The sequence below is a fragment of the Sphingobium sp. B12D2B genome (assembly GCF_025961775.1).
Classification (GTDB): domain Bacteria; phylum Pseudomonadota; class Alphaproteobacteria; order Sphingomonadales; family Sphingomonadaceae; genus Sphingobium.
Genome location: NZ_JAOQOH010000001.1, coordinates 3,009,445 through 3,031,627, shown reverse-complemented (window position 1 = coordinate 3,031,627; position 22,183 = coordinate 3,009,445). Strand labels below are relative to the sequence as shown.

The window sequence follows — 22,183 nt, the reverse complement described above, 5'->3', positions numbered from 1 at the left end:
GCTTTAGCAGGCCGAAGCGAAACTATTGTGGGGGCTTTGGGTGGCGGCAGAGGTGGTGGGTGCTTCGTTATGACGGAGGGATGGAAATGAATGTGGGGAGGTCTGCTGTCTGTGAGTGGGTGACGACTGGCTGTCGGGACGGGGCACTCACCCGTCATTCCCGCGAACGCGGGAATCCAGTAGCGAGCTCGCCATGAAGCGGAGCATCGAGCCTTATGTCTACTTGTTAGCGTCGCGCCGCAATGGGACGCTCTATCTGGGCGTAACCTCCAATTTGATGCAGCGCGTTGCTCAGCACCGTACTGAAATCTTCGGCGGCTTTACGGCGGAACATGGAGTCAAGCTGCTGGTCTGGTTCGAGCAGCACGCGACGATGGAACATGCGATCCTGCGCGAGAAGCAGATCAAGAAGTGGCGCAGAGCCTGGAAACTTGATCTGATCGAGCAAGCCAAATCCCGATTGGCCGGACTTTGCAGTCAGCCTCGGTTTTGCGCCGCTCGATTGACTGGATTCCCGCGTTCGCGGGAATGACGAAGATATCGCGTGAGCCGGCCGCATCCTCCAAATCGACCAACCGCCGCCATTGCCAATTCGCCCCCACGCCCTAGATCGGCATCATGCCCCTTCATATGACCAAGATCGCCTTTCAGTCGGAGAGCGCCGCCACTTTGCGGGACTGGCTGGAGAGCCATGCACAGGCCGGAGAGGGTGGCGAGGCGCGGTTGACGACGCGCTATCTGCCCAAGCGGCATGAAGAGATGGCGGGCGGATCGCTCTATTGGGTACTGGCGCATCAGATCGTCGGGCGCAGTCCGCTGCTCGGGTTCGAGGCGCGGTCGGACGGGCGGCAATGGATACGCCTTGCGCCGCGACTCATTCCGGTGGTGCCGCGACCCAAGCGCGCCCATCAGGGTTGGCGCTATCTGGCTGACGAGGATGCGCCGCCGGACATGGGGGATGGCGAGGGCGGTGATATGCTGCCCGATCAGCTGGCGGCCGATCTCGGCCGGCTCGGGCTGATCTAGGCGCGGCGCTGCGCGCCCTCAGGGGAGCAGCAGACTCGCATCGCCATAGCTGTAGAAGCGATAACCCTGCGCGATGGCGTGGGCATAGGCCGCCTGCATCCGCTCGCGCCCCATCAGGGCGCTGACCAGCATGAACAGGGTCGAGCGCGGCAGGTGGAAATTGGTCATCAGCCCGTCAATGGCGCGGAAGCGATAGCCCGGCGTGATGAAAATGCGCGTCTCGTCCGCAAACGGACGGATGATGCCATCTTCCCCGGTGGCGCTTTCGAGGAGGCGCAGGCTGGTCGTGCCCACCGCGATCAGCCGGCCGCCGTTGGCGCGGACCGCATTCAGCCGATCCGCCGTCGCCTGGTCGATCCGCCCCCATTCGGCATGCATGCGGTGTTCGTCGGTATCGTCGGCCTTGACCGGCAGGAAGGTGCCGGCGCCGACATGCAGCGTGAGCGTCGCTTGGCCAATCCCTGCCTCGGCGAGCGCTGCGACGAGGCCGGGCGTGAAGTGCAGGGCTGCTGTGGGCGCCGCGACGGCACCGGGTTCCTGCGCGAACATCGTCTGATAGTCCTCGCGGTCCCGCTGGTCGGTGGGCCGCTTGCTGGCGATATAGGGAGGCAGGGGCATCTGGCCGGCGCGTTCCAGAAGCAGCTCTATCGGTTCGTCGCCCAGGAAGCTGAGCGTCATGCCGCCATCCGCGTCCCGCTCGCCGGCCTGTGCCTGCACGCCTTGCGCAAAGGCGATGATGTCGCCGGGCCGCACCCGCTTGGCGTTGCGTACGAAGACCTGCCAGTCGCGCGGGCCGAGGCGCTTGTGCAGCGTCACCCCGACCTTCGCCTCGCCGCGTTGCCCCTCCAGCTGGGCGGGGATGACCCGCGTGTCGTTGAAGACGAGGCAGTCGCCGGCACGGAGCACGGTTGGCAGATCGCGCACGCCCATGTCACGCAGGCCCCCGTCCTGGCCTTCGAGCACCAGCATCCGGGCCGCATCGCGCGGCGAGGCGGGACGCAGGGCAATCCGCTCGGGCGGCAGGTCGAAATCGAAAAGGTCAACGCGCATGGCTGGCGCCCTTAGCGCGTGGGCCGGGCGTTGAACAGGTGCCGGTCAGCGCGGGGTGGCTGGCCGGCAATCCCTCGCGCGTGTCGGCGCGCTCAGCCTGCTGTGTTGCTGCTGGCGGGCGCGGCGGCCTGCTGATCGCTCTGGATATAGGCGCGCACGATGGTCGTCGGCTGGGCCGGCGGCTCGCCCTTGGCGATCTGGTCGACACCGGCCATGCCATCGATCACCCGGCCCACAACCGTATATTTGTGGTCGAGCTGCATACGCGGCATCAGCATGATGAAGAACTGGCTGTTGGCGCTGTCATCGCTTTGCGCGCGCGCCATGGAGACGGTGCCGCGCATGTGCGGCAGCCAGCTGAACTCCTGCTTGAGGTCCGGCAGGAGCGATCCGCCGGTGCCATCACCCTTCGGGTCGCCGCCCTGCGCCATGAAGCCATCGATCACGCGGTGGAACTTGAGGCCGTTGTAGAAGCCTTCCCGTGTCAGCGTCTTGATCCGCTCGACATGGCCGGGGGCCACGTCCGGGCGGAGCAGGATGCGCACGGTGGCGCCGTCCGAGAGGGTCAGCACCCAGGTGTTTTCGGGCGTCACCGGCGTCATCGCGACAAGCGGCTTGTCCGTGGACTTCTCCGCGTCCTCGCGCAGGGCGTCGGCATCCTTCTGCGCGCGGGCCGCCATTTCGGCCTTCGCCAGGGCATCCTGCGCACCGCCGCCCGGCTGGGCCTGCGCGGAATTGGCGCTGGCCAGCATGAGGCCGCAGGCGGCGGCAAGCGCAATGCCGGAGCCAAACAGTCGGGTAACACGCATGTCGTCCATCCTCACTTCACGGCCGAACCGGGCCCGGCCGCCAACTAGCGTCGCATGGCTGAACCAATGATGACCCGTCAAGTCTCGTCTGCCCTGCCGGCGTCGACGCTCATGCCGAGCCGCGCCATCACATCGGTGCGAACGCCGGGCGAAACGAACTTGCCGATGTCGCCGCCCAGCCCTGCAATTTCCTTCACGAGGCGCGAGGCAATGGGCTGCAGCGCTACGTCGGCCATTAGGAACACCGTCTCGATGCTGGCATCGAGATACTGGTTCATGCCTGCCATCTGATACTCATATTCAAAGTCCGCAACCGCGCGCAGTCCGCGCAGGATCAGCGAGGCGCCGACCGAGCGGGCATAATCGATCAGCAGCGAATCGAAGGGCCGCACGTCAATATCCGCATCGATTCCCGTACATTCCCGCCGGATCATCGCCAGCCGCTCGTCCAGCGTGAACAAAGGCGACTTGCTGGGATTGGTCGTCACGCCGATCACCAGCCTGTCGACCAGTTTCGATCCGCGCCGGATGATGTCCATATGGCCGAGCGTGATAGGGTCGAAGGTTCCCGGATAAAGGCCGATGCGGTGAACCATGTGCGCGTCCTTAATAGCTGCGGCTGATCGCGAAATCGGCAATGTCGCGCAGCAGATCGGCTTCCTCGCCAAAATCGCGCAGATGGTCCTTGGCCTGCGCCACCAGCAGGGATGCCTGCTGCCGGGCCTTCTCCACGCCCATCAATGAGGCGAAGGTGGCCTTGCCAGCAGCGGCGTCCTTGCCCACGGCCTTGCCGGTGACGGCGGCATCCCCTTCGATGTCGAGGAGATCGTCGGCGATCTGGAAAGCCAGGCCCACATCATGGGCATAGCCGCGCAGGCTTGTGCGCCGGTCCTCGGGGATCCGCGCGAAAATGGCGCCGGCTTCCAGACAGAAGACAATCAGCGCGCCGGTCTTGAGCAATTGCAGTCGCGTGATCGCCGGCAGATCGAACGGCGTCGTTTCAGCGACGAGGTCCATCATCTGCCCGCCGGCCATGCCCGCGGGACCGCTGGCCTGGGCCAGGCTGGCGATCAGTTCGCAGCGCACGGTCGCATCAGCGTGCGTGCGCTCGTCCGCAAGCACGGCGAAGGCGAGATCGTGCAGGCAGTCGCCGGCCAGGATTGCCGTTGCCTCATCGAAGGCGCGATGGGCCGTCGGCTTGCCGCGCCGCATATCGTCATTGTCCATCGCGGGCAGATCGTCGTGGATCAGCGAATAGACATGGATGCACTCGACAGCGAGGCCGGCGCGTACCGCGCTTTCCCAGCCAATGTTGAAGAGGTCGCAGCTTGCCTTCACCAGCAGCGGGCGCAGGCGCTTGCCCCCGCCGATGGCGCTATAGCGCATCGCTTCATAAAGCCGGGCGCGCTGGTCCTCCGGCACCGGCAGCAGCCGATCGAACTGCACGTCGATCGCCTCGGCAATCTCCGTCAGGGCGGTTTCGAGCCGGGTTCCGGCGTCCTGGCGCATCAGCGGATCATTCACTGGGATAAGGGGCGGTCCGCGCGGCGGATCCATCGGCGCTCGCCGTGATCTGCTCGATCCGGGCCTGCGCGGCATCGAGCCGCTTCTGGCATTGCAGCCGCAGATCCTCGCCCTCGCGATAAAGGGTGATGGACTGGTCCAGCGGCACGTCGCCGCGCTCCAGTTGCTGGACAATCGCCTCCAGGCGCTTGAGCGCGTCCTCGAAGCTGAGGGTGCCGCTATCGGTCTCGTCTGCCATGCCCATGCATTGACCCGGCTCCCCCACAGGGTCAAGCGTGCTCTCAGCGCTACCCCGAAAAATGGCGTATTGTCACGCAAATCAAGTTGACCTCGCGGGAGCGAATCGCAATAGCCGCGGGGCTATGAAAACCCTCACATACTCCTCAATCGCGCTCTGCGCGGCCGCGCTCGCCTTGTCTGCGTGCAAGTCCGAGCCTGAAACCTTCAACACTGGCACGAATGACCCAATGGCTGCGGAACTGGCTAATGCCGGCAACGTCGCCCTGCCCCCCATGCTCCGTGCCAGCACCACCTATCGCTGCAAGGACAACAGCCTGATCTTCGTCGACTTCATGACGGACGATGTGACGGCGAACCTGCGCACCGAACGTGGCGGCCCGATCACCGGTCTCAAGGCACCGGAAGCCGGCCAGCCCTTCGTTTCCGCCGATGGCGCGACGAAGCTGGAAGGCGCCGGCGAGACGGTCACGTATAACGGTCAGGCCTGCAAGGCGGGCTGACCGGCTGATCTTGGTTCAACCGCACGGTCCGCCCTGGCGGGCCGATGCTCAAAGAATGGCCGACCCGAGAGGGTCGGCCTTTTTCGTTACGAGGGCCGATCGGGCGGTTGTGCCCGCCCGCTGGCGGCGATAAAGGCCGCTCATGTCGACCAGCACCACCCCAAGCGCCTCAGGCATCACCCCCGAAATCGTCGCCGAACACGGTTTCACCCCCGAGGAATATGAGCGCGTTGTCAACGCCATCGGCCGCGAGCCGAATATCACGGAGCTTGGCATCTTCTCGGTGATGTGGAGCGAGCACTGCTCGTACAAGTCCAGCCGCATCCACCTGAAGAAGTTGCCGACCGAGGCGCCCTGGGTGATCTGCGGTCCCGGCGAGAATGCGGGTGTCATCGACATCGGGGATGGCCAGGCGGCGATCTTCAAGATGGAGAGCCATAACCACCCGAGCTACATCGAGCCCTATCAGGGCGCGGCGACGGGTGTCGGCGGCATCCTGCGCGACGTGTTCACCATGGGCGCGCGCCCCATCGCGAATATGAATGCGCTGCGCTTCGGCCGGCCCGATCATCCGCGCATGAAGCACCTCATCTCCGGCGTCGTGCGGGGCATTGGCGGTTACGGCAATTGCGTGGGCGTGCCGACGGTCGGTGGCGAGACCAATTTCCATGCCGCTTATGATGGCAACATCCTCGTCAATGCGATGACGGTGGGCGTCGCGGAGACGGACAAGATCTTCTATTCGGCCGCTTCGGGCGTCGGCAATCCGATCGTCTATGTCGGCTCCAAGACCGGGCGCGACGGCATCCATGGCGCCACCATGGCCTCGGCCGATTTCGGCGAGGATTCAGAAGAGAAGCGGCCCACCGTTCAGGTCGGCGATCCGTTCACCGAAAAGCTACTGATCGAGGCGTGCCTCGAACTCATGGCCTCTGACGCCATTGTCGCGATTCAGGACATGGGCGCGGCAGGCCTGACCAGCTCGTCGGTGGAAATGGCGTCCAAGGGTGGCGTCGGCATCCGGCTGGACATGGACAAGGTGCCGCAGCGCGAAACCGGCATGACCGCCTATGAGATGATGCTCTCGGAGAGCCAGGAGCGGATGCTTATGGTGCTCAAGCCCGGCAAGGAGGCCTTTGCCGAGGCGATCTTCCACAAATGGGAGCTGGATTTCGCGGTCATCGGCGAAGTGACGGATACGGGCCGGATGGTGCTGGTCCATCATGGCGAGACGGTGTGCGACATCCCGCTCGGCCCGCTGGCCGACGATGCCCCGCTCTATGATCGCCCGCATGTGCCGACCCCGCCGCTCGCGCCGCTCGCCAGCGCGCCGGATAGTAAGGACCCGGCAGCCGATCTGCTCGCGCTGATGGGCTCGCCTGATCTCGCATCGCGCCGCTGGATCTGGGAGCAATATGACCACATGGTCGGCGCCGACACCGCGCAGGCGCCGGGTGGTGACGCGGCCGTCGTGCGCGTGCATGGCACCAAGAAGGCGCTGGCGATGAGCACCGACTGCACGCCGCGCTATTGCTATGCCGATCCGGTGCAGGGCGGTCGCCAGGCTGTGGTCGAGACGTGGCGGAACATCACGGCAGTGGGCGGCCAGCCGCTCGCCATCACCAATTGCCTCAACTTCGCCAATCCGCAGCGCCCGGAGATCATGGGCCAGATCGTCGGCTGTCTCGAGGGCATGAGCGAGGCCTGCCGGGCGCTCGATTATCCCATCGTGTCGGGCAACGTCTCGCTCTACAATGAGTCGAAGGCGACGGGCGGCGGCAGCGCGATCCTGCCCACGCCGGCGATCGGCGGGGTCGGCCTGCTCCCGGATGTCGAGCGGATGTGCACCATCGCGTTCAAGGACGTGGGCGACATCATCTTCCTCGTCGGTGAGCGCACCGGATCGCTCGGCCAGTCACTCTGGCTGCGGCAGGTCCATGGGCTGGAAGGCCGCGATGCGGGGCCGCCGCCGCCGGTCGATCTCGCCACCGAGCGCCGGACCGGCGATTTCGTGCGCGAGGCCATTCGCTGCGGCGCCATCACGGCCTGTCACGACGTGTCGGATGGCGGCGTGGCCGTTGCGGTGACGGAGATGGCGCTTGCCGGCGGCATCGGCGCGATCCTCGATCAGCCGCTGGCCGGCACCACGGCGGAAACCTATTTCGCCGAGGATCAGGGCCTGTATGTCGTGACCGTGCGCGATGCGGCGCTGGTCGAGATGCTCAGCCATGCCGAGGCGCGCGGCGTCACGGTCGCGCGGCTGGGTCGCACCATTGCCAACCGCATCATCTTCGAGCTGCCCGAGAGTGACCATTCGGTCGCGCTGGCCGATCTGCGCACTGCGCATGAAGGCTTCTTCCCGGCGCTGATGGACGCCTGACCGGCGCCCGTCGGTGCCGGTTCAGGGCACCATGCGGCCGGGTCAGGGCACCATGCGGCCGGGTCAGGGCACCATGCGGCCGGGTCAGGGCACCATGCGGAACGTGTATTCGTAGCCGCTCTGCGGGGCGCCGGTGATGCCTACAATCTTGACGGTGTAGGTCGTGTTGGCCTGCAGGCCCGTCACCCGCCACTCGATGTTGTTCGGCACCCCATATCCGTCATTGTCATACTTCACGTTGGTGACAGGCAGGCTCGTGCCACCGCTGCTGACCGTGATGATGGCGCCGCTAAAGCCGACGTTTCCGTTGGCGCCATAGGCCCCGGTCTTGTTGGCGAGCACAGTGAATGAGAGAATGTCGCTCGCGCCGAAGTAACGCTGCGGATAGTTGCCCTGCGGATAGGCGATGAAATCGGGCAGGCTGCTCGGGGCTGGTGCCGCGACGCTGGTGCTGAAACCAAAGACCTTCATCGTCGCGCCATCTGCACGCTCACCCGAGCTAAGCTGATACACGGACCGGCCATAAGCGATCTGACCCAAGAACGGGTTCAGAATCCAGCGACGGTGACCGATCGAGGCGCTGTTGCGCTCCGTCATCCATCCCGCGAGCAGATCGTCTTCGGTCCGCCATGGCAATGACCCCCATCCGCCGATGAGATTGCCCGAGCCGGCGGCATCGCGACCTGCGGTCGTGTAGCATGTCCATGTGGGTGGGGGATTGTGGTCCAGCGTCCTGTTCGCGGCCATCATGAGCGAGGAATCGTCGACGCCTTGATTGGCAGACGCAGCGTAAACGACGGCGGGAAGCCCATGCAGGGCGCGCACCGCGTTCACCTTGGCCAGCATGTCCATCCGCACGCTCGTCTTGAGCACGCCGGTGTTGCACGAGGCGACATTCGGTTGCGTATCGTAGAGCGCGGCCGCCGCCGCCGTCCAACTTGTCGGCGTTGGGGTGGGGGTCGGCGTAGGACTTGGCGTGGGTGTGGGCGCCGGGGTCGGCGCTGGCGTGGGGGTTGGTGTCGGCGCGACCGTGATCGGCGTCGATCCGCTGCCGCCACCGCCACTGTCACTGCCACCGCAGCCGGCCAGCGAAAGGGCCAGCAGGCTTGAGGCGAGGCCTATCCATATCCGCTGTCCACGCGGCACGTCCGACCTGTTGAGGATTTCTGCAGCCCGCATCTTGTCCGTCCGTTCCAAGCTTTGCCACGGTTTTTGGCACCGTGTCTTTCTGGCGCAGGCTAGGCGCCGAACTATGGCAAAACTCTAAACGGGGCTGCGGTTCGTCGGGCGGCAGAAACGCTGCATCGCTTTCAGTCGCGGCGCAGAATATATTCCTCGTCGCGGTGGTCACCGACATGGAACAGATAATCGCCGACCTTGTAGAAGCCGGCGGCCGTATAGACTGCCTGCGCCCGGTCATTGCCGGACCAGACGCCCAGCCAGCTTGGCCCCGGATAGCGCTCTGCGAGCCAATCCAGCGCGCTTTTCAGCAAGGCGCCTCCTAATCCGCACCCTTGATGGCCGCGGCGGACGTAGAGTTGATAAAGTTCTCCGGAGTGCGCGCTGACCTCCGGGTGCGGCAGCTTGCTCGGCCCGGCATGGGCATAGGCGACCAGCTCTCCGCCGGCAGTGGCGCACACCCAGCTGGCGTGGGTCGGGTCTGCCAGTTCGCGGGCGACGGCCTGCGCGCCATAGGCCTCGATTTCGAACCGGGCGAGGTCATCGGGCGGATAGGGGACCGCGAAGTCCTCCAGAAAGGTCTCGCGAAAGCAGGTAAGCTTCAGCCTCGCCAGGGCTTCGGCATCCTCGGCTACTGCCCTGCGCAAGGTCGGTCGATCAGTCATGCCACAGCCTGCCATAGATGATGTGGTAGTTTGAAGCCCCGCTATCCGTATCGAACCGCGCCATCACGCGGCGGAGCGAAGTGGACGCAAGGCGGCGATAGCCGGGCTGCGGCACCCGCGCGCCGATGGCGTGGAAATGCCGGGCCAGCGCCAGCCCGCCGGGCGCGGGCAGCGGGATCAGCTCCTCGGCAAGATCGCACTGGCCCAAAGCCTGCGCCATCGCGGCCACCTCATCACGGTCCGGATAGTCGCGTAAGCCGCAGACCAGCCCTTCACGCGCATGGGCCGCGCGCCAGTCACTGAAGCTCTCGGCGCCCATCGTGGCGAAGCATAGGCTCCCGCCCGGCGCCAAAAGGCCGTGCAGGCGGGCGAGGGCCGCCGGCAAATCCTCGAACCACTGGAAGGCGAGGCTGGAGAGAATGAGGTCGAAGCGCTCGGTGCCCAGATCCGGGCGTTCTCCATCCATCAGCAGCAGCCGCGCCGGGCTGCCGGCCTCACGCATCGCCGCGATCATGCCGGGCGCGATGTCGGTGGCGGTGAGCGCCGCATTGGGCCAGCGCTGCGCAATCAGCCGCGTCAGCAGGCCGGTGCCGCAGCCGATCTCCAGCACGGTTGCCGGATCGCGGGCGCCGGCATCGGTGCCGCCCGTCGCAAAGTCGAGCAGGCGCATGGCGACATGGCGGTGCACGCCTGCATCGCCCTCATAGCGGGGCGCCGCCGCGCCGAATGCGGCGCCGATGCGTGTCTTGCAGTCGCTGACCATCGCCGCGCGAATGCACCAGCTTGGGGTGGACGTCACGCCAAAAGGCGATAGAGCAACGACCAATCGAACAAGGCGCCGGCCCGCTCATGCGCCCGGCCCGCAACCGGGACAGCACAGCGCATGGCCGATGAGGGCTTTCGGATCGAGGGACTGGATTTTCTGAGGGGGTGCGCCGTGATGGGCATCCTGCTCGGCAATATCGTGACCTTCGGGCTGCCCTCTGCAGCGGGGTTCAACCCGTTCACGGTGGGGACGCAAGGGCCAGCGGATCTGGCGACCTGGTTCGCGACCTTCCTGCTGGTCGATGGCAAGATGCGTGCGATTTTCGCGATGCTGCTGGGTGCGTCCATCCTGCTGGTGATCGAATCGGCAGAGATGAGCGGGCGGGACGGGCTGCAGGCGCATCGCCGGCGGATGCTGTGGCTGCTGCCCGTTGGTCTTGCGCATTATCTGCTGCTCTGGTCGGGCGATATCCTCGTCCAGCTGGCGCTGTGCGGCCTCATCGCCACCCTGTTCATCCGGTTCGAGACGCTCGGCCTGATCAAGCTCGCGCTGGTCCTGCTGCTGCTCCAGTGGGCGATCAATCTGGTGGCGGTGTGGCCCGCCTTCTCGCTCCGCGCAGCGGCGCTGGCTCCGGGAGCCGCACCGACCATCGTCGAGCATTGGCAGGCCTATGCGGACTCGGCCGGCATGGGCGCGAGCCGGGCGGTTGCCAATGAGATCGCGCTCTATACTGGTGGCTATGCTGGCATTTTTGCCGAGCGGATCGGCGCCGCGCCGCGGGCGGCGCTGAATCAGATTCTCTATTCCTGGCCCGAATGTCTGGCCTTCATCGCGCTTGGCATGGCGATGCTCAAGGGCGGCTTCATGGCGGGCCAGTGGCCGGTCCCCCAATATCGCGCGACATGGCACCGAGCGATGCTGGTCGGGCTGGTGCCGATGGCGGGCCTTGGCATCTGGGTGCTGCTGTCGGGCGATCCGCTCGCGGCGCAGGCAGCCTTGTTCGGCTGGTCGGTGCCGCTGCGTCTGCCCCTGGCCGTCGCTCTGGCCGCGCTGGCGATGGGGTTGGCGGCGCAATATCCGCAGGCGCCGCTGGTTCGGGCCATTGCAACGATTGGCCGGCTGGCGCTCTCCAATTACCTGCTCACCAGCCTGCTGATGACCGGCCTGTTCTACGGCTATGGCGGAGGGCTGTTCGGCGCGCTGACGCGGACGCAGCTTTTGCTGGTGGTGCTGGCGATGTGGGCTGTGATGCTCGTCTGGTCGGTCCTTTGGCGGCGATCGATGGGGCAGGGGCCTGTCGAACGGCTTTGGCGGCTGGCGGCGCGTCGCGGATAGCGTTGAGATAACAAAGGCTCAAAACGCTCTGGCGTCGGCTGAACGCTTGCGGCATAGTTGTGCAATGCAGCATAAACTTGGGTCCCGTTAACATCGATGCGCAGGCTTCCCCCTCTCACCGCCCTCGAGGCTTTTGTGCAGGTCGCGCGCACCGGCTCGGTAAAGGCCGCAGCGGAGGAACTGGCTCTGTCAGCCCCCGCGCTCAGCCGCCGCATCCAGGCGCTCGAGCGATTTCTGGGCTACAACCTCTTCGAGCGCAAACACCAGCAGCTGGAACTCAATCAGAACGGCCATGCCCTGATCAAGGAGATCGCGCCCGCCCTCGATGCGCTAGGTGCGGCCATCGAGAGTGCTACCGGCGGCGCGCGGACGATGCGGGTTCGGCTGGGCATGTTGCCATTGTTCGCCAGCCAGCGCCTGTTCCCGCGGCTGGGCGAGCTACACAAGCAGCATCCCGATCTGCATCTGGACGTGGATACCAGCCCCAATGCCATCGCGCGGCTGGGTGAAGGGCTGGACGCCGCCATCGTGCTGGCGCGGGATGTCGATCCGTCGTTATACGGTCGCGAACTGGATCGCGATCTTGTCTACCTCATCGGGTCGAAAACCTTGCTGGAAGGCCCCCGGCCGGTCACGCGCCCTGAGGATATCGCTCGCCAGACCTTGCTGGTTCACCGCGACATGTCGGCGACATTCGATGTCTGGAAGGAAGCCGTCGGCCTGCCGAATCTGACGCCGGCGTCCATCGACTATTACGATTCGGGTGCGCTGATGCTGGAGGCGGCGGCGCAGGGACTCGGCATCGCCGCGATGCATGGGCGCCATTTCAAGGAAGCGCATGACCCCCGGATCGTGCGGCTGTTCGATTATCATGTCGAAAGCCCCTATCGCTATTTCTTCGTCTGCCGCCCGAAAGCCATGGAAAAGCGCGCGGTGCGCATGTTCCACGACTGGGTGATCAACGCAGAAATCTGACCGGGCCGGGCCCTCGTCAGTCTGCGCTGTCGACGATTTGTAAACGCTGCCACCCTTATGGCGTGCCTTCGCTCGAACGGGCAGAAGGTCGCACACGCACATGCCGAAGGTTCTGACAGTCGATGACAGCCGCAGCATGCGGGCGTTGCTGCGCATGACGCTGACCGGCGGCGGCTATGAGGTGGTGGAAGCCGAGGATGGCCAGGCCGCGCTCGACTGGCTGGAGGCCAATGAGGCCGATCTGGTCATCACGGACATCAACATGCCCCGGCTCGATGGCTTCGGCTTCATCGAGACGTTGCGAGCGCAGGGCCGGCGCCATGTCGACCGGCCGGTGCTGGTGCTCACCACTGAATATAGCGAGGAAAAGCGCGCCCGTGCGCGGCAAGTCGGCGCGACGGGCTGGCTGGTCAAACCGTTCGATCCGGAGCGCCTCCTCGCGGCCGTGCGGCATGTGACGCACTGACCAGCCAGTCCCTGTGCTTTTCAGGACGAGCGGCGCACAAAGCCGATCGATCACCCCCATCTTGCCTCTTCCCAGCGCCCCCACGGCGCACTAGTGAGACGGTTCCGTGACAAGCGAGCGAGGGGCGATGGCGAGCAAGAGTTCCGCACTGACCGATCGTCGGTCAAGCGCCGGGGATTATCTGAAATTCCTGCACGCCTGGCTGCGCAAACCGCGCCAGACGGCCTCCATCGTGCCGAGCAGCCCGCATCTCGGCCGGCTGATGGCCTCGCAGATCGATCCGCAAGGCGGCCTCGTCATGGAGTTCGGCGGCGGCACGGGCGCGCTCACCCGGCAGATTCTTGCGACGGGCCTGCCGCGCACCCATCTGGAGGTGGTTGAGATCAACCCCGGTTTTGCGCGCAACCTGCGGCGCGATTTTGCGGGCGTTTCGATCATCGAGGCGCCGGCTCAGGCCGTGCTCGGCCAATGCACGGGCGGCGAGGGTGCCTATCAGTGCGTGATCAGCGGCCTGCCGCTGCTGGCGATGAGCAAGACCCTGCAGAGCGCGATCGTCAGCGAGGCCTTCCGGCTGCTGCGCCCGGGCGGCGCGTTCATCCAGTTCACTTATTCGCCGCGCCCGCCGCTGGCCGAGTCGGTCGCCGATGCGCTCGATCTGGGCGTGGAGCGGATCGGCACCATCGTGCGCAACGTGCCGCCGGCCACGGTGTTCCGTTACCGCCGCGCGGCAGACATTGCGGCCATGGACAGCGCGCAGCTCGCCTTCTGATGTGAGCGGAGACCAGCCCGTTCTGGGTGAACGGGCTTTTCTCCAATGGGCAGTCGCCTTCGCCCTCCGGCCTCGCTAGAATGGACCGATGCAACGCTATGATGTCATCATTCTGGGCGGCGGTCTTGTCGGGCTGACGCTGGCCGTCGCACTCGAACGCCATGGCGTGCGCAGCGCCATTGTCGATCCGGCGGCGCCCGCGCGCGTACCGGCGCAAAGTTTCGACGGACGTACCTCCGCAATTTCCTCGGCAAGCTGGCGCCAGTTCGAGGCCATCGGCATCGCGCCGCGCCTCGCCGGCAAGACCTGCCCGATCGACCGGATCTGGGTGAGCGAAGGGCTGACCGGCGGCGCGCTCGATTTCGCGCCCGATCCCGATGATGGCGCCATGGGCTTCATGGTCGAGAATCGCGAGCTGCGGGCCGCGATCGAGGCCACGGCGGACGCGGCCAACATCGTGCGCTTCCAGCCTGACCGGGCGGTGGAGACAGTGCGGGATGCGCATGGCGTGCGCGTGCGGCTGGAAAGCGGCGCCGAGATCGGCGCGAGCCTGCTCGTCGGCGCGGAAGGCCGGGGCAGCCCGACGCGTGCGGCGGCTGGCATAACAGTGGCGAAATGGGATTATCCCCACACCGCGCTGGTCACGGCCATCGAGCATGACGATCCGCACGGCAACACCGCCTATGAAATCTTCTACCCGGGCGGGCCGTTTGCGCTGCTGCCGATGCTGCCGGGCAATCGCTCGGCCATCGTCTGGACGGTGCCGACAAAGCACGCGGCCGCCTATCTCAAGCTCGGCGAGCACGCCTGGCTGGCGGAGGCGGAAAAGCGGATGGGGAATTTCCTCGGCCGTATCCGCCTTGCCGCACCCATGCAAAGCTACCCGCTCGGCTATCACCGCGCTGCCCGCATTATCGATGAGCGGCTGGCGCTGGTGGGTGACGCTGCCCACGGCATCCATCCGATCGCCGGCCAGGGGGTCAACCTTGGCTATCGTGACGTCGCGGCGCTCACGCAGGTCGTGGTGGAGGGCATGCGCACGGGCATGGAGCCGGGCGATGCGCAACTGCTCGCCCGCTACCAGCGCTGGCGGGCGCTGGATGCGTTGAGCGTGACGATCATGATGGATGGCCTCGTCCGCCTGTTCGATGTGCCGGGCCGGCCGGTCTCGGCGATCCGTCGGCTGGGCTTGTCCGCCGTGCAGAAGCTCGGGCCGCTCAAGGATCGGTTCATGGCGGAAGCGCGCGGCGAAAGCGGCAGCCGGCCCAAATTGCTGCTGGGCGATTTGGTCTGACCGCCTGACAGCTTTTTGCATTTCAGTCGCAATTCAGCCCGTCACCTTCAAAGCTTTGTTTACCACAGCCGGCTAGAAGGGCCGCGTTGGAGGAGATCAGGCATGTCTGCCGCGCAAGTGCCGTCTGAGAGTTTTGGTGGGAAGCTGGCCCGGTTGGGCCGCATTCTGGGCATCACGGAAGGTGCGTCGGAGGGCGCGCACGTCGTCGAGGGGGCTCGGCGCGAGGAAGGCAATGCGCATCTTCGCCGCGAGAGCGAGCGGCGCAAGATGATCTATGAAGAAGTCGGCAGCTTTCTCTTCGCCCATGATCTCGATCTGACGCCGCTCAACTTCGGGCTGGCGCTGGATTACATCACCGGCAACGACATCGCCGTGGAAAAGGCGGTCCGCGCGATCCTGATGGAGCGCGGGAAGCTTACCAATGGCGCGGTCGAGCAGATCATCGTCGACCAGCGGGCCGAGGAACTGACCCCTGATACGCTGGCCGACATGCTCAAGAAGGTCGAGGCCAATCTTGATCAGATCACCGGCATTGTCGATCAATCCAGCACGTCCGCCAAGGATTTCGGCGTCGCCTTGCAGAAGCAGGCGGCCTCGCTGGAGCAGTCGGATGCGGGGGAAGCGCTGGGCAATCTCATTCTGCTCACCCGCAGCATGATCGAGAAGACGCGCGAAGTCGAAAGCAAGATGCGTGAGGGGCAGACGCAGACGCGGCTGCTGCAGAAGAACCTGGAGAGCGCCCGCAAGGCGGCCGAGCAGGATCACCTGACTGGCCTGCCGAACCGCCGCGCATTCGAAAACACGCTGCGTGAGGAAGCCGTCAAAGCGCGCAAAGACGGCGAATCCCTGTGCGTCGCCTTCTGCGATATCGACCATTTCAAGGTCATCAACGACACGCATGGCCATGATGCCGGCGACCGCGTGCTCAAGTTCGTTGCCGGCCTGCTCGCGAAGATTTCCGGCGACAAATGTCATGTCGCGCGTCACGGCGGCGAGGAATTCGTCATGCTCTTCCGGGGCCTGAGCGTCGCGGAGGCCGCCAAGGTGGTGGACGATGCACGCATCGACATGGCGCAGCGCAATCTCGTCGACCGCAAGACCGGCGAACGCATGGACCGCGTGACCTTCTCAGGCGGTGTGGCGGATGTCTTTGGCTACACCGAACCGCGCGACGCGCTCAAAGCCGCAGATCGCGCCCTGTATCTGGCCAAGGAACATGGCCGCAACCGCGTCTATATCGCGGCTGAAACCGAGCACTGAGCGCGCTCAGAAATCCGGCTGATCGTAATATTTAGGCGGCGTCACGATCTCCATCCGCTCGGCGAGCAGCGGGCGGAAGGAGGGGCGTGACTTGATGCCGGCATACCAGCGCTTGGTCTGGCCATGGCCTTCCCAGTCGATGCCGCCGAGATAATCCGCGACGGAGATATGCGCGGCGGCGGCGATGTCCGCCAGACTCATCGTTCCGCCGGCCAGCCAGCTGCGATGGTCGAGCAGATAATCGAGATAATCCATATGCGTGTTGGCGCGGCGCATTGCCTCGCGCAGCGCCCCGGCATCGGGTGAGGTGCGGGAGACGACCCGCTTGATCATCCGCTCGTTGAGCAGCGGCGCCACGACATCGCGATAGACGATCTGGTCCAGCCAGGCGACGAGGCGGCGAACCTCCGCCCGATCCAGCGCGGAGCCCGCGATCAGCGGAAATTTGTCCACCGTCTCCTCGAAATATTCGCAGATCGCCTGACTGTCCGCCAGCGTCGCATGGCCGTCATCGGCCACGATCACCGGCGTGGTGCCTGCAGGGTTCAGATCGAGGAATTCATCCCGACCTTCCCAGGGCGATTCGCGCACCGTTTCGTACACGATGCCCTTTTCCGCCATGAGAAAGCGGACCTTGCGCGAGAAGGGACAGAGCGGAAACTGATAGAGATGCCACATGCGCGGCTCTTAAATCGCCAGCGAGGCCGATCATAGCTGAAACTTGCGCTGCTGGAACCAATGGCGGCGAGGGGACTTGTTCCAGAGACAGCATCCCCCACGGCAGAGTGCCCGAGAAGGCGAGATCAGATAAGGGACAGCACCATGAACACCAGCGCACGCACATGGGGGTTTATCGGCGCCGTCTTGTTGGCGGGCGGAACCGGCGGCGTGGTGCTCGGCAATTTCGTCACGGCAAATGGAGCAGGCCGCCCTACCGGTGCAGACGAACTGGCTGCGTATTGGAGCGAGGCCGGCGCCGAGGAAACGTCCTCGTCCTTCGAGGATCGCGCCTATGCAAGCGCAGCGATGCGTGACGGGCCGTCCAGCTACCATTGTGAAGGATGCGATGCGGGCCTGAACCGCCACCGGGATTATCTGGAACCGATGCCCGCGGACTATGCGCCGCTGCCGCCTTATGAGGCGGTCGACTTGCAGGAGCCGACGCGACCAGCCCCGGCGGACCGCGTTTCTGTCTCGCCGCCCTCAGCGCCCTTGCGCGTGCAGGAGCCGGCTCCGGCGAAGGTCGCCGCGCGTCTGGCCGCCGCGCCTGTCATCGCCGCGCCGCTTCTGCAGGAATGATTGGAACCCACCGCTGAGGCGCGTCGCCGCGCTTCTCAGTCGCCCTGCGCCAAGAAAAAACCCCCGGCGTCACCACCGGGGGTCTTGTCTTCATTCCGCCGCGACAACCTCTTGCTTGTCGGACAGCGGCTGCTTGAGGCGGCTGAGCATTTCCTTCGGGCAGACCTGCCAGAAGTGATCGCGGTTGCGCTCCCAGCTGTGCAGGATGGACTTGGCCCAGTCGCTGTCCGTGCGCGCGACATGCTCTTCGACCAGATCCTTGAGCACGCTTTCCCAATGGGCGCTGTCCAGCCGCTGCCAGACGATGCTCTCGGCATTGGCATGGGCCGGGAAGGTGCGGCTCTCATCATAGATGAAGGCCATACCGCCGGTCATGCCCGCGCCGAAATTGGCGCCGACCTTGCCGAGGATCACGGCAGTGCCGCCGGTCATATATTCGCAGCCATTGGCGCCGCAGCCCTCGACGACGACCTGCGCGCCGGAGTTGCGGACCGCGAAGCGCTCGCCGGCCTGACCGGCTGCGAACAGCTTGCCGGCGGTGGAGCCATAGAGCACCGTGTTGCCGATGATCGTGTTCTCCTGGCTCGCCAGCGGGCTGGAGACCATCGGCCGCACGGCAATGATGCCGCCCGAGAGGCCCTTGCCGACATAGTCGTTGGCATCGCCGAACACTTCCAGCGTGATGCCCTTGCACAGGAAGGCGCCCAGCGACTGGCCGGCCGTGCCGCGCAGACGGACATGGACGTGCCCATCCTGCAGGGTGGACATGCCGAACTTCTTGGTGATCAGCGCCGAGAAGCGCGTGCCCACGGCGCGGTGCGTGTTGCGCACCGTGTAGGTGAGCTGCATCTTCTCGCCACGCTCGAACACCGCCTGCGCATCCGCGATCATCTGCGCATCCAAGCTGTCCGGCACTTCGTTGCGCCAGGTCGGCAGGTTGAAGCGGCGCTTGTCGTCGTCCGCATCCACCTTCGCGAGGATCGGGTTGAGGTCCAGATCGTCCAGATGCTCGGCGCCACGGCTGACCTGCTTGAGCAGTTCTGTACGGCCGATCACCTCATCCAGGCTGCGATAGCCCAGACGCGCCAGGATCTCGCGCACTTCCTCGGCGATGAAGGTCATCAGGTTGATGACCTTCTCCGGCGTGCCGGTGAACTTGGCGCGCAGGCGCTCGTCCTGCACGCACACGCCCACCGGGCAGGTGTTCGAGTGGCACTGGCGGACCATGATGCAGCCCATGGCGACGAGGCTGAGCGTCCCGATGCCGAATTCCTCGGCGCCCAGGATCGCCGCGATCACGATGTCGCGGCCGGTCTTGAGGCCGCCGTCCGTGCGCAGCTTCACCTTGTGGCGCAGGCCGTTGAGGGTGAGCACCTGATTGGTCTCAGCCAGGCCCATTTCCCACGGCAGCCCAGCGAACTTGATGCTGGTCTGCGGCGAAGCACCGGTGCCGCCGACATTGCCGGAGACGAGGATGACGTCGGCATGCGCCTTGGCGACACCCGCCGCGACCGTGCCGATGCCCGCCTGGCTCACCAGCTTCACGCAGACCCGTGCGCGGGGGTTGATCTGCTTGAGGTCATAGATGAGCTGAGCCAGATCCTCGATCGAGTAGATGTCGTGATGCGGCGGCGGCGAGATCAGCGTCACGCCGGGCGTCGAGTGGCGCAGCTTGGCGATGAACTCGGTCACCTTGAAGCCGGGCAACTGGCCGCCTTCGCCGGGCTTGGCGCCCTGCGCGACCTTGATCTCGATCTCTTCGCAGGCGCCCAGATATTCGGCGTGAACGCCAAAGCGACCGGAGGCGATCTGCTTGATGCTCGAATTGGCGTTGTCGCCATTCTCATAGGGCTGGAAGCGCGAGCGATCCTCGCCGCCCTCGCCGGAGACGGCCTTGGCGCCGATTCGGTTCATGGCGATGGCCAGCGTCTCATGCGCCTCGGGTGAGAGCGCGCCCAGCGACATGCCGGGGGTGACGAAGCGCTTGCGGATCTCGGTGATCGCCTCGACCTCGTCGATCGGCACCGCCTGATCGGGATAGTTGAACTCCAGCAGATCGCGCAGATAAACCGGCGGCAGCTCCGAGACGCCCCGCGAGAATTGCAGGTAGGTCGAGTAGCTGTCCGTGTTCACCGAGGTTTGCAGCAGGTGCATGAGCTGCGCCGAATAGGCATGGGCATCGCCGCCCGCCCGGTGACGGTAAAAACCGCCGATCGGCAGCGTGGCGACGGCCTTGCTGAACGCCGCCTCATGGCGGACGAGCGCGTTATACTGCAGCGAGGCATAGCCTTCACCGGAGATCTTCGAGGGCATGTTCGGGAACAGATCGTTCACGATGGCGCGCGAAAGACCCACCGCCTCGAAGTTGTAACCGCCGCGATAGCTGGAGATCACCGCGATGCCCATCTTGCTCATGATCTTGAGCAGGCCCTCGTTGATCGCCGTGCGGAAGTTCTCCAGGCACGCCTCCAGGCTGCGGTCGCCCAGCAGGCCGCGCGCGTGGCGGTCGGCGATGCAGGCTTCGGCAAGATAGGCGTTCACCGCCGTGGCGCCCACGCCGATGAGGACCGCGAAATAATGCGTGTCCAGACATTCGGCGGTGCGCACGTTGATCGACGCGTAGGAGCGCAGGCCCTTGCGGACGAGGTGGGTGTGAACCGCCGCCGCCGCGAGGATCATGGCGATGCCGACGCGGTCCGGCCCGATGGCTTCATCGGAGAGGAACAGCTCGGTCTGGCCAGCGCGCACGGCGATTTCCGCCTCGTCGCGGATGCGGTTGATGGCCGCGCGCAGGGCATCCGGCGGGCCATCGGCCGGGAAGGTGCAGTCGATCTCCGCCACCGTCTTGCCGAAATAGCGCTTCAGCCGCGACCAGTCGTCGCACAGCAACACTGGCGATTCGAGGATCATTACCTCGCTGTTCTGGCGGTCTTCCTCCAGAATATTGGCGAGGTTCGAATAGCGCGTCTTCAGGCTCATCACATGCCGCTCACGCAGCGAATCGATGGGCGGGTTGGTCACCTGGCTGAAGTTCTGGCGGAAGAAGTGGCTGATCGTGCGCGGCTTCTCGGTGATCACCGCGAGTGGCGCATCATCGCCCATCGAGCCGACCGCTTCCTTGCCATCCTCGGCCATGGGGCTGAGGATCAGCTCCATGTCCTCCATGGTGAGGTTGGCGGCGACCTGACGGCGTGCCAGCTCGGCGCGGTCCCACTGCGGGCGCGCGTCATTGGCAGCGGCGGGGAGGTCGTCCGCCGTGCGGAAGCCCTTCACATAATCCGCATAGGGACGCTCGCCGGCAATCCGGTCCTTGATGGCGCGGTCGTCATAGACCTGACCGGCATCGAGATCGACGGCGATCATCTGGCCGGGGCCGAGGCGACCCTTCTTGACCACGGTGGTCTCCGGCACCACGACCATGCCCGTCTCCGAGCCGACGATCAGCAGATTGTCGGAGGTGAGTGTGTAGCGCAGCGGACGCAGAGCATTGCGGTCCATGCCGGCCACGGCCCAGCGGCCATCGGTCATGGCGAGCGCGGCCGGGCCATCCCACGGCTCCATCACGGAGGCGAGATAGTTGTACATGTTCTGGTGGGCCTGCGGCACATCGTCATTGTGCTGCCATGCCTCGGGCACGAGCATGATCTTCGCGGTCGGCGCATCACGGCCGGCGCGGCACAGCGTCTCGAACACGGCGTCGAGCGCGGCGGTGTCGGACGCACCCGCCGGGATCACCGGCTTGATGTCGCCGGACTGCTCGCCAAAGGCCAGCGCCGCCATCTTGATCTCGTGGCTCTTCATCCAGTTCTTGTTGCCGCGGATCGTGTTGATCTCGCCATTATGGGCCAGCGACCGGAAGGGCTGGGCAAGCCACCACTGCGGGAAGGTGTTGGTCGAGTAGCGCTGGTGGAAGATCGCCACGCGGCTCTCGAAGCGCTCGTCGGTCAGGTCCGGATAGAAGACCGAGAGCGATTCCGCGAGGAACAGGCCCTTGTAGATGATCGACTGGCAGGAGAGTGAGCAGACGTAGAAATCGTTGATCTGCGCCTCGATCACCTTCTTCTCGATGCGGCGACGCACGAGATAGAGATCGCGCTCGAACTCGGCGACGTCCTGCTCCTCGGGCATCGGGCCGGAGATGAGGATCTGCTCGATCTCGGGGCGGGTGCGCTGGGCCTTCTCACCGATGACGGAGACATCGACCGGCACCTGCCGCCAGCCGTAGATGCGGTAGCCCGCCTGGATGATCTCGGCCTCGACCAGCGTGCGGCAGGTCTCCTGCGCCCCCAGGTCCGTGCGCGGCAGGAAGATCATGCCGACGGCAAGGCGGTTGGGCAGCGGCTTGTGGCCGGAGGCGGAAATGGCATCGTCGAAGAAGCGCACCGGCAGATCGACATGGATGCCGGCACCGTCGCCGGTCTTGCCATCGGCATCGACAGCACCGCGGTGCCACACGGCCTTGAGCGCATCGATGGCGCTCTCGACCACACGGCGCGAGGCCTTGCCATCCGTCGCCGCGACGAGGCCGACACCACAGGCGTCCCCCTCGAATTCAGGGCGATACATGCCCTCACGGGCGATCCGGTCGCGTTCGGTTTCAGGAACCATGGTGGTTGTTCTTTCAACTGCGGAGTTGCGATTGATCT

The 22,183-nt window shown here is 65.5% G+C and carries 21 protein-coding genes; 11 read left to right on the top strand and 10 right to left on the bottom strand.

The annotated features are described in order from the left end of the window. Nucleotides 1–193 precede the first annotated feature (193 nt). Nucleotides 194–532, top strand: coding sequence for a GIY-YIG nuclease family protein (locus tag M2335_RS14305; protein WP_319801201.1), 339 nt, complete (start codon nt 194–196; stop codon nt 530–532). Between the two features lie 86 nt (nt 533–618). After that, nucleotides 619–1,026: a DUF1489 family protein gene (locus M2335_RS14300; protein WP_264576541.1), complete on the top strand. Its 408-nt coding sequence runs from the start codon at nt 619–621 to the stop codon at nt 1,024–1,026. A gap of 18 nt (nt 1,027–1,044) precedes the next feature. Here the strand turns inward: M2335_RS14300 and queA are convergent, their stop codons facing one another. The 5 genes from queA to M2335_RS14275 form a co-directional block, all read right to left on the bottom strand. Next, nucleotides 1,045–2,076, bottom strand: a complete 1,032-nt coding sequence (gene queA / locus M2335_RS14295) for a tRNA preQ1(34) S-adenosylmethionine ribosyltransferase-isomerase QueA (protein ID WP_264595111.1) — start codon at nt 2,074–2,076, stop codon at nt 1,045–1,047. Nucleotides 2,077–2,168: 92 nt separating this feature from the next. Further along, entirely contained in the window at nt 2,169–2,885 is a 717-nt protein-coding gene (locus tag M2335_RS14290; RefSeq protein WP_264595110.1) for a peptidylprolyl isomerase, read from the bottom strand. Nucleotides 2,886–2,962: 77 nt separating this feature from the next. Beyond that, nucleotides 2,963–3,481, bottom strand: a complete 519-nt coding sequence (gene coaD, locus M2335_RS14285; protein ID WP_264595109.1) for a pantetheine-phosphate adenylyltransferase — start codon at nt 3,479–3,481, stop codon at nt 2,963–2,965. A 10-nt stretch (nt 3,482–3,491) separates the two neighbouring features. Further along, nucleotides 3,492–4,394 carry a polyprenyl synthetase family protein gene (locus tag M2335_RS14280; protein ID WP_264595108.1) on the bottom strand — a complete coding sequence of 301 codons (903 nt, stop codon included), beginning with the start codon at nt 4,392–4,394 and terminating at the stop codon, nt 3,492–3,494. Nucleotides 4,395–4,401: 7 nt separating this feature from the next. Beyond that, entirely contained in the window at nt 4,402–4,647 is a 246-nt protein-coding gene (locus tag M2335_RS14275) for an exodeoxyribonuclease VII small subunit (protein ID WP_181558732.1), read from the bottom strand. A 124-nt stretch (nt 4,648–4,771) separates the two neighbouring features. Between M2335_RS14275 and M2335_RS14270 the strand changes: the two genes are divergently transcribed. Then, entirely contained in the window at nt 4,772–5,149 is a 378-nt protein-coding gene (locus tag M2335_RS14270) for a hypothetical protein (protein WP_264595107.1), read from the top strand. A 142-nt stretch (nt 5,150–5,291) separates the two neighbouring features. After that, the gene (purL, locus tag M2335_RS14265) at nt 5,292–7,529 is read left to right on the top strand and encodes a phosphoribosylformylglycinamidine synthase subunit PurL (RefSeq protein WP_264572051.1); all 2,238 of its coding nucleotides are present in this window, start codon (nt 5,292–5,294) and stop codon (nt 7,527–7,529) included. Nucleotides 7,530–7,613: 84 nt separating this feature from the next. Here the strand turns inward: purL and M2335_RS14260 are convergent, their stop codons facing one another. The 3 genes from M2335_RS14260 to M2335_RS14250 form a co-directional block, all read right to left on the bottom strand. After that, nucleotides 7,614–8,708, bottom strand: coding sequence for a CAP domain-containing protein (locus M2335_RS14260; protein ID WP_264595106.1), 1,095 nt, complete (start codon nt 8,706–8,708; stop codon nt 7,614–7,616). A 131-nt stretch (nt 8,709–8,839) separates the two neighbouring features. Next, nucleotides 8,840–9,373 carry a GNAT family N-acetyltransferase gene (locus M2335_RS14255; protein WP_264595105.1) on the bottom strand — a complete coding sequence of 178 codons (534 nt, stop codon included), beginning with the start codon at nt 9,371–9,373 and terminating at the stop codon, nt 8,840–8,842. Further along, the gene (locus M2335_RS14250; RefSeq protein WP_264595104.1) at nt 9,366–10,172 is read right to left on the bottom strand and encodes a methyltransferase domain-containing protein; all 807 of its coding nucleotides are present in this window, start codon (nt 10,170–10,172) and stop codon (nt 9,366–9,368) included. The genes M2335_RS14255 and M2335_RS14250 overlap by 8 nt, the downstream gene beginning before the upstream one ends. Nucleotides 10,173–10,256: 84 nt before the next feature. On the opposite strand from M2335_RS14250, the gene M2335_RS14245 reads away from it, so the two are divergent. The 6 genes from M2335_RS14245 to M2335_RS14220 all read left to right on the top strand — a co-directional run bounded on the left by M2335_RS14245 (nt 10,257) and on the right by M2335_RS14220 (nt 16,238). Then, nucleotides 10,257–11,474, top strand: coding sequence for a DUF418 domain-containing protein (locus M2335_RS14245; protein WP_264595103.1), 1,218 nt, complete (start codon nt 10,257–10,259; stop codon nt 11,472–11,474). A 96-nt stretch (nt 11,475–11,570) separates the two neighbouring features. Further along, nucleotides 11,571–12,449, top strand: a complete 879-nt coding sequence (locus M2335_RS14240; RefSeq protein ID WP_181558738.1) for a LysR substrate-binding domain-containing protein — start codon at nt 11,571–11,573, stop codon at nt 12,447–12,449. A gap of 100 nt (nt 12,450–12,549) precedes the next feature. Continuing rightward, nucleotides 12,550–12,915 (top strand): response regulator, encoded by a 366-nt coding sequence (locus M2335_RS14235; protein WP_181558739.1) that lies wholly within the window; start codon nt 12,550–12,552, stop codon nt 12,913–12,915. 127 nt (nt 12,916–13,042) lie between these two features. Next, nucleotides 13,043–13,684 carry a class I SAM-dependent methyltransferase gene (locus tag M2335_RS14230; protein ID WP_181558740.1) on the top strand — a complete coding sequence of 214 codons (642 nt, stop codon included), beginning with the start codon at nt 13,043–13,045 and terminating at the stop codon, nt 13,682–13,684. Nucleotides 13,685–13,772: 88 nt separating this feature from the next. Next, nucleotides 13,773–14,978 (top strand): FAD-dependent monooxygenase, encoded by a 1,206-nt coding sequence (locus M2335_RS14225; RefSeq protein WP_264586592.1) that lies wholly within the window; start codon nt 13,773–13,775, stop codon nt 14,976–14,978. 102 nt (nt 14,979–15,080) lie between these two features. Further along, nucleotides 15,081–16,238, top strand: coding sequence for a sensor domain-containing diguanylate cyclase (locus M2335_RS14220; protein ID WP_264595102.1), 1,158 nt, complete (start codon nt 15,081–15,083; stop codon nt 16,236–16,238). 6 nt (nt 16,239–16,244) lie between these two features. On the opposite strand, the gene M2335_RS14215 is transcribed toward M2335_RS14220, so the two are convergent. Further along, nucleotides 16,245–16,916 carry a glutathione S-transferase family protein gene (locus M2335_RS14215; protein ID WP_181558743.1) on the bottom strand — a complete coding sequence of 224 codons (672 nt, stop codon included), beginning with the start codon at nt 16,914–16,916 and terminating at the stop codon, nt 16,245–16,247. Between the two features lie 144 nt (nt 16,917–17,060). Here M2335_RS14215 and M2335_RS14210 point away from each other — a divergent pair, with 144 nt between their 5' ends. Further along, nucleotides 17,061–17,537: a hypothetical protein gene (locus M2335_RS14210; protein ID WP_264595101.1), complete on the top strand. Its 477-nt coding sequence runs from the start codon at nt 17,061–17,063 to the stop codon at nt 17,535–17,537. A 90-nt stretch (nt 17,538–17,627) separates the two neighbouring features. On the opposite strand, the gene gltB is transcribed toward M2335_RS14210, so the two are convergent. Next, entirely contained in the window at nt 17,628–22,145 is a 4,518-nt protein-coding gene (gene gltB, locus M2335_RS14205; protein WP_264595100.1) for a glutamate synthase large subunit, read from the bottom strand. Nucleotides 22,146–22,183 lie beyond the last annotated feature (38 nt).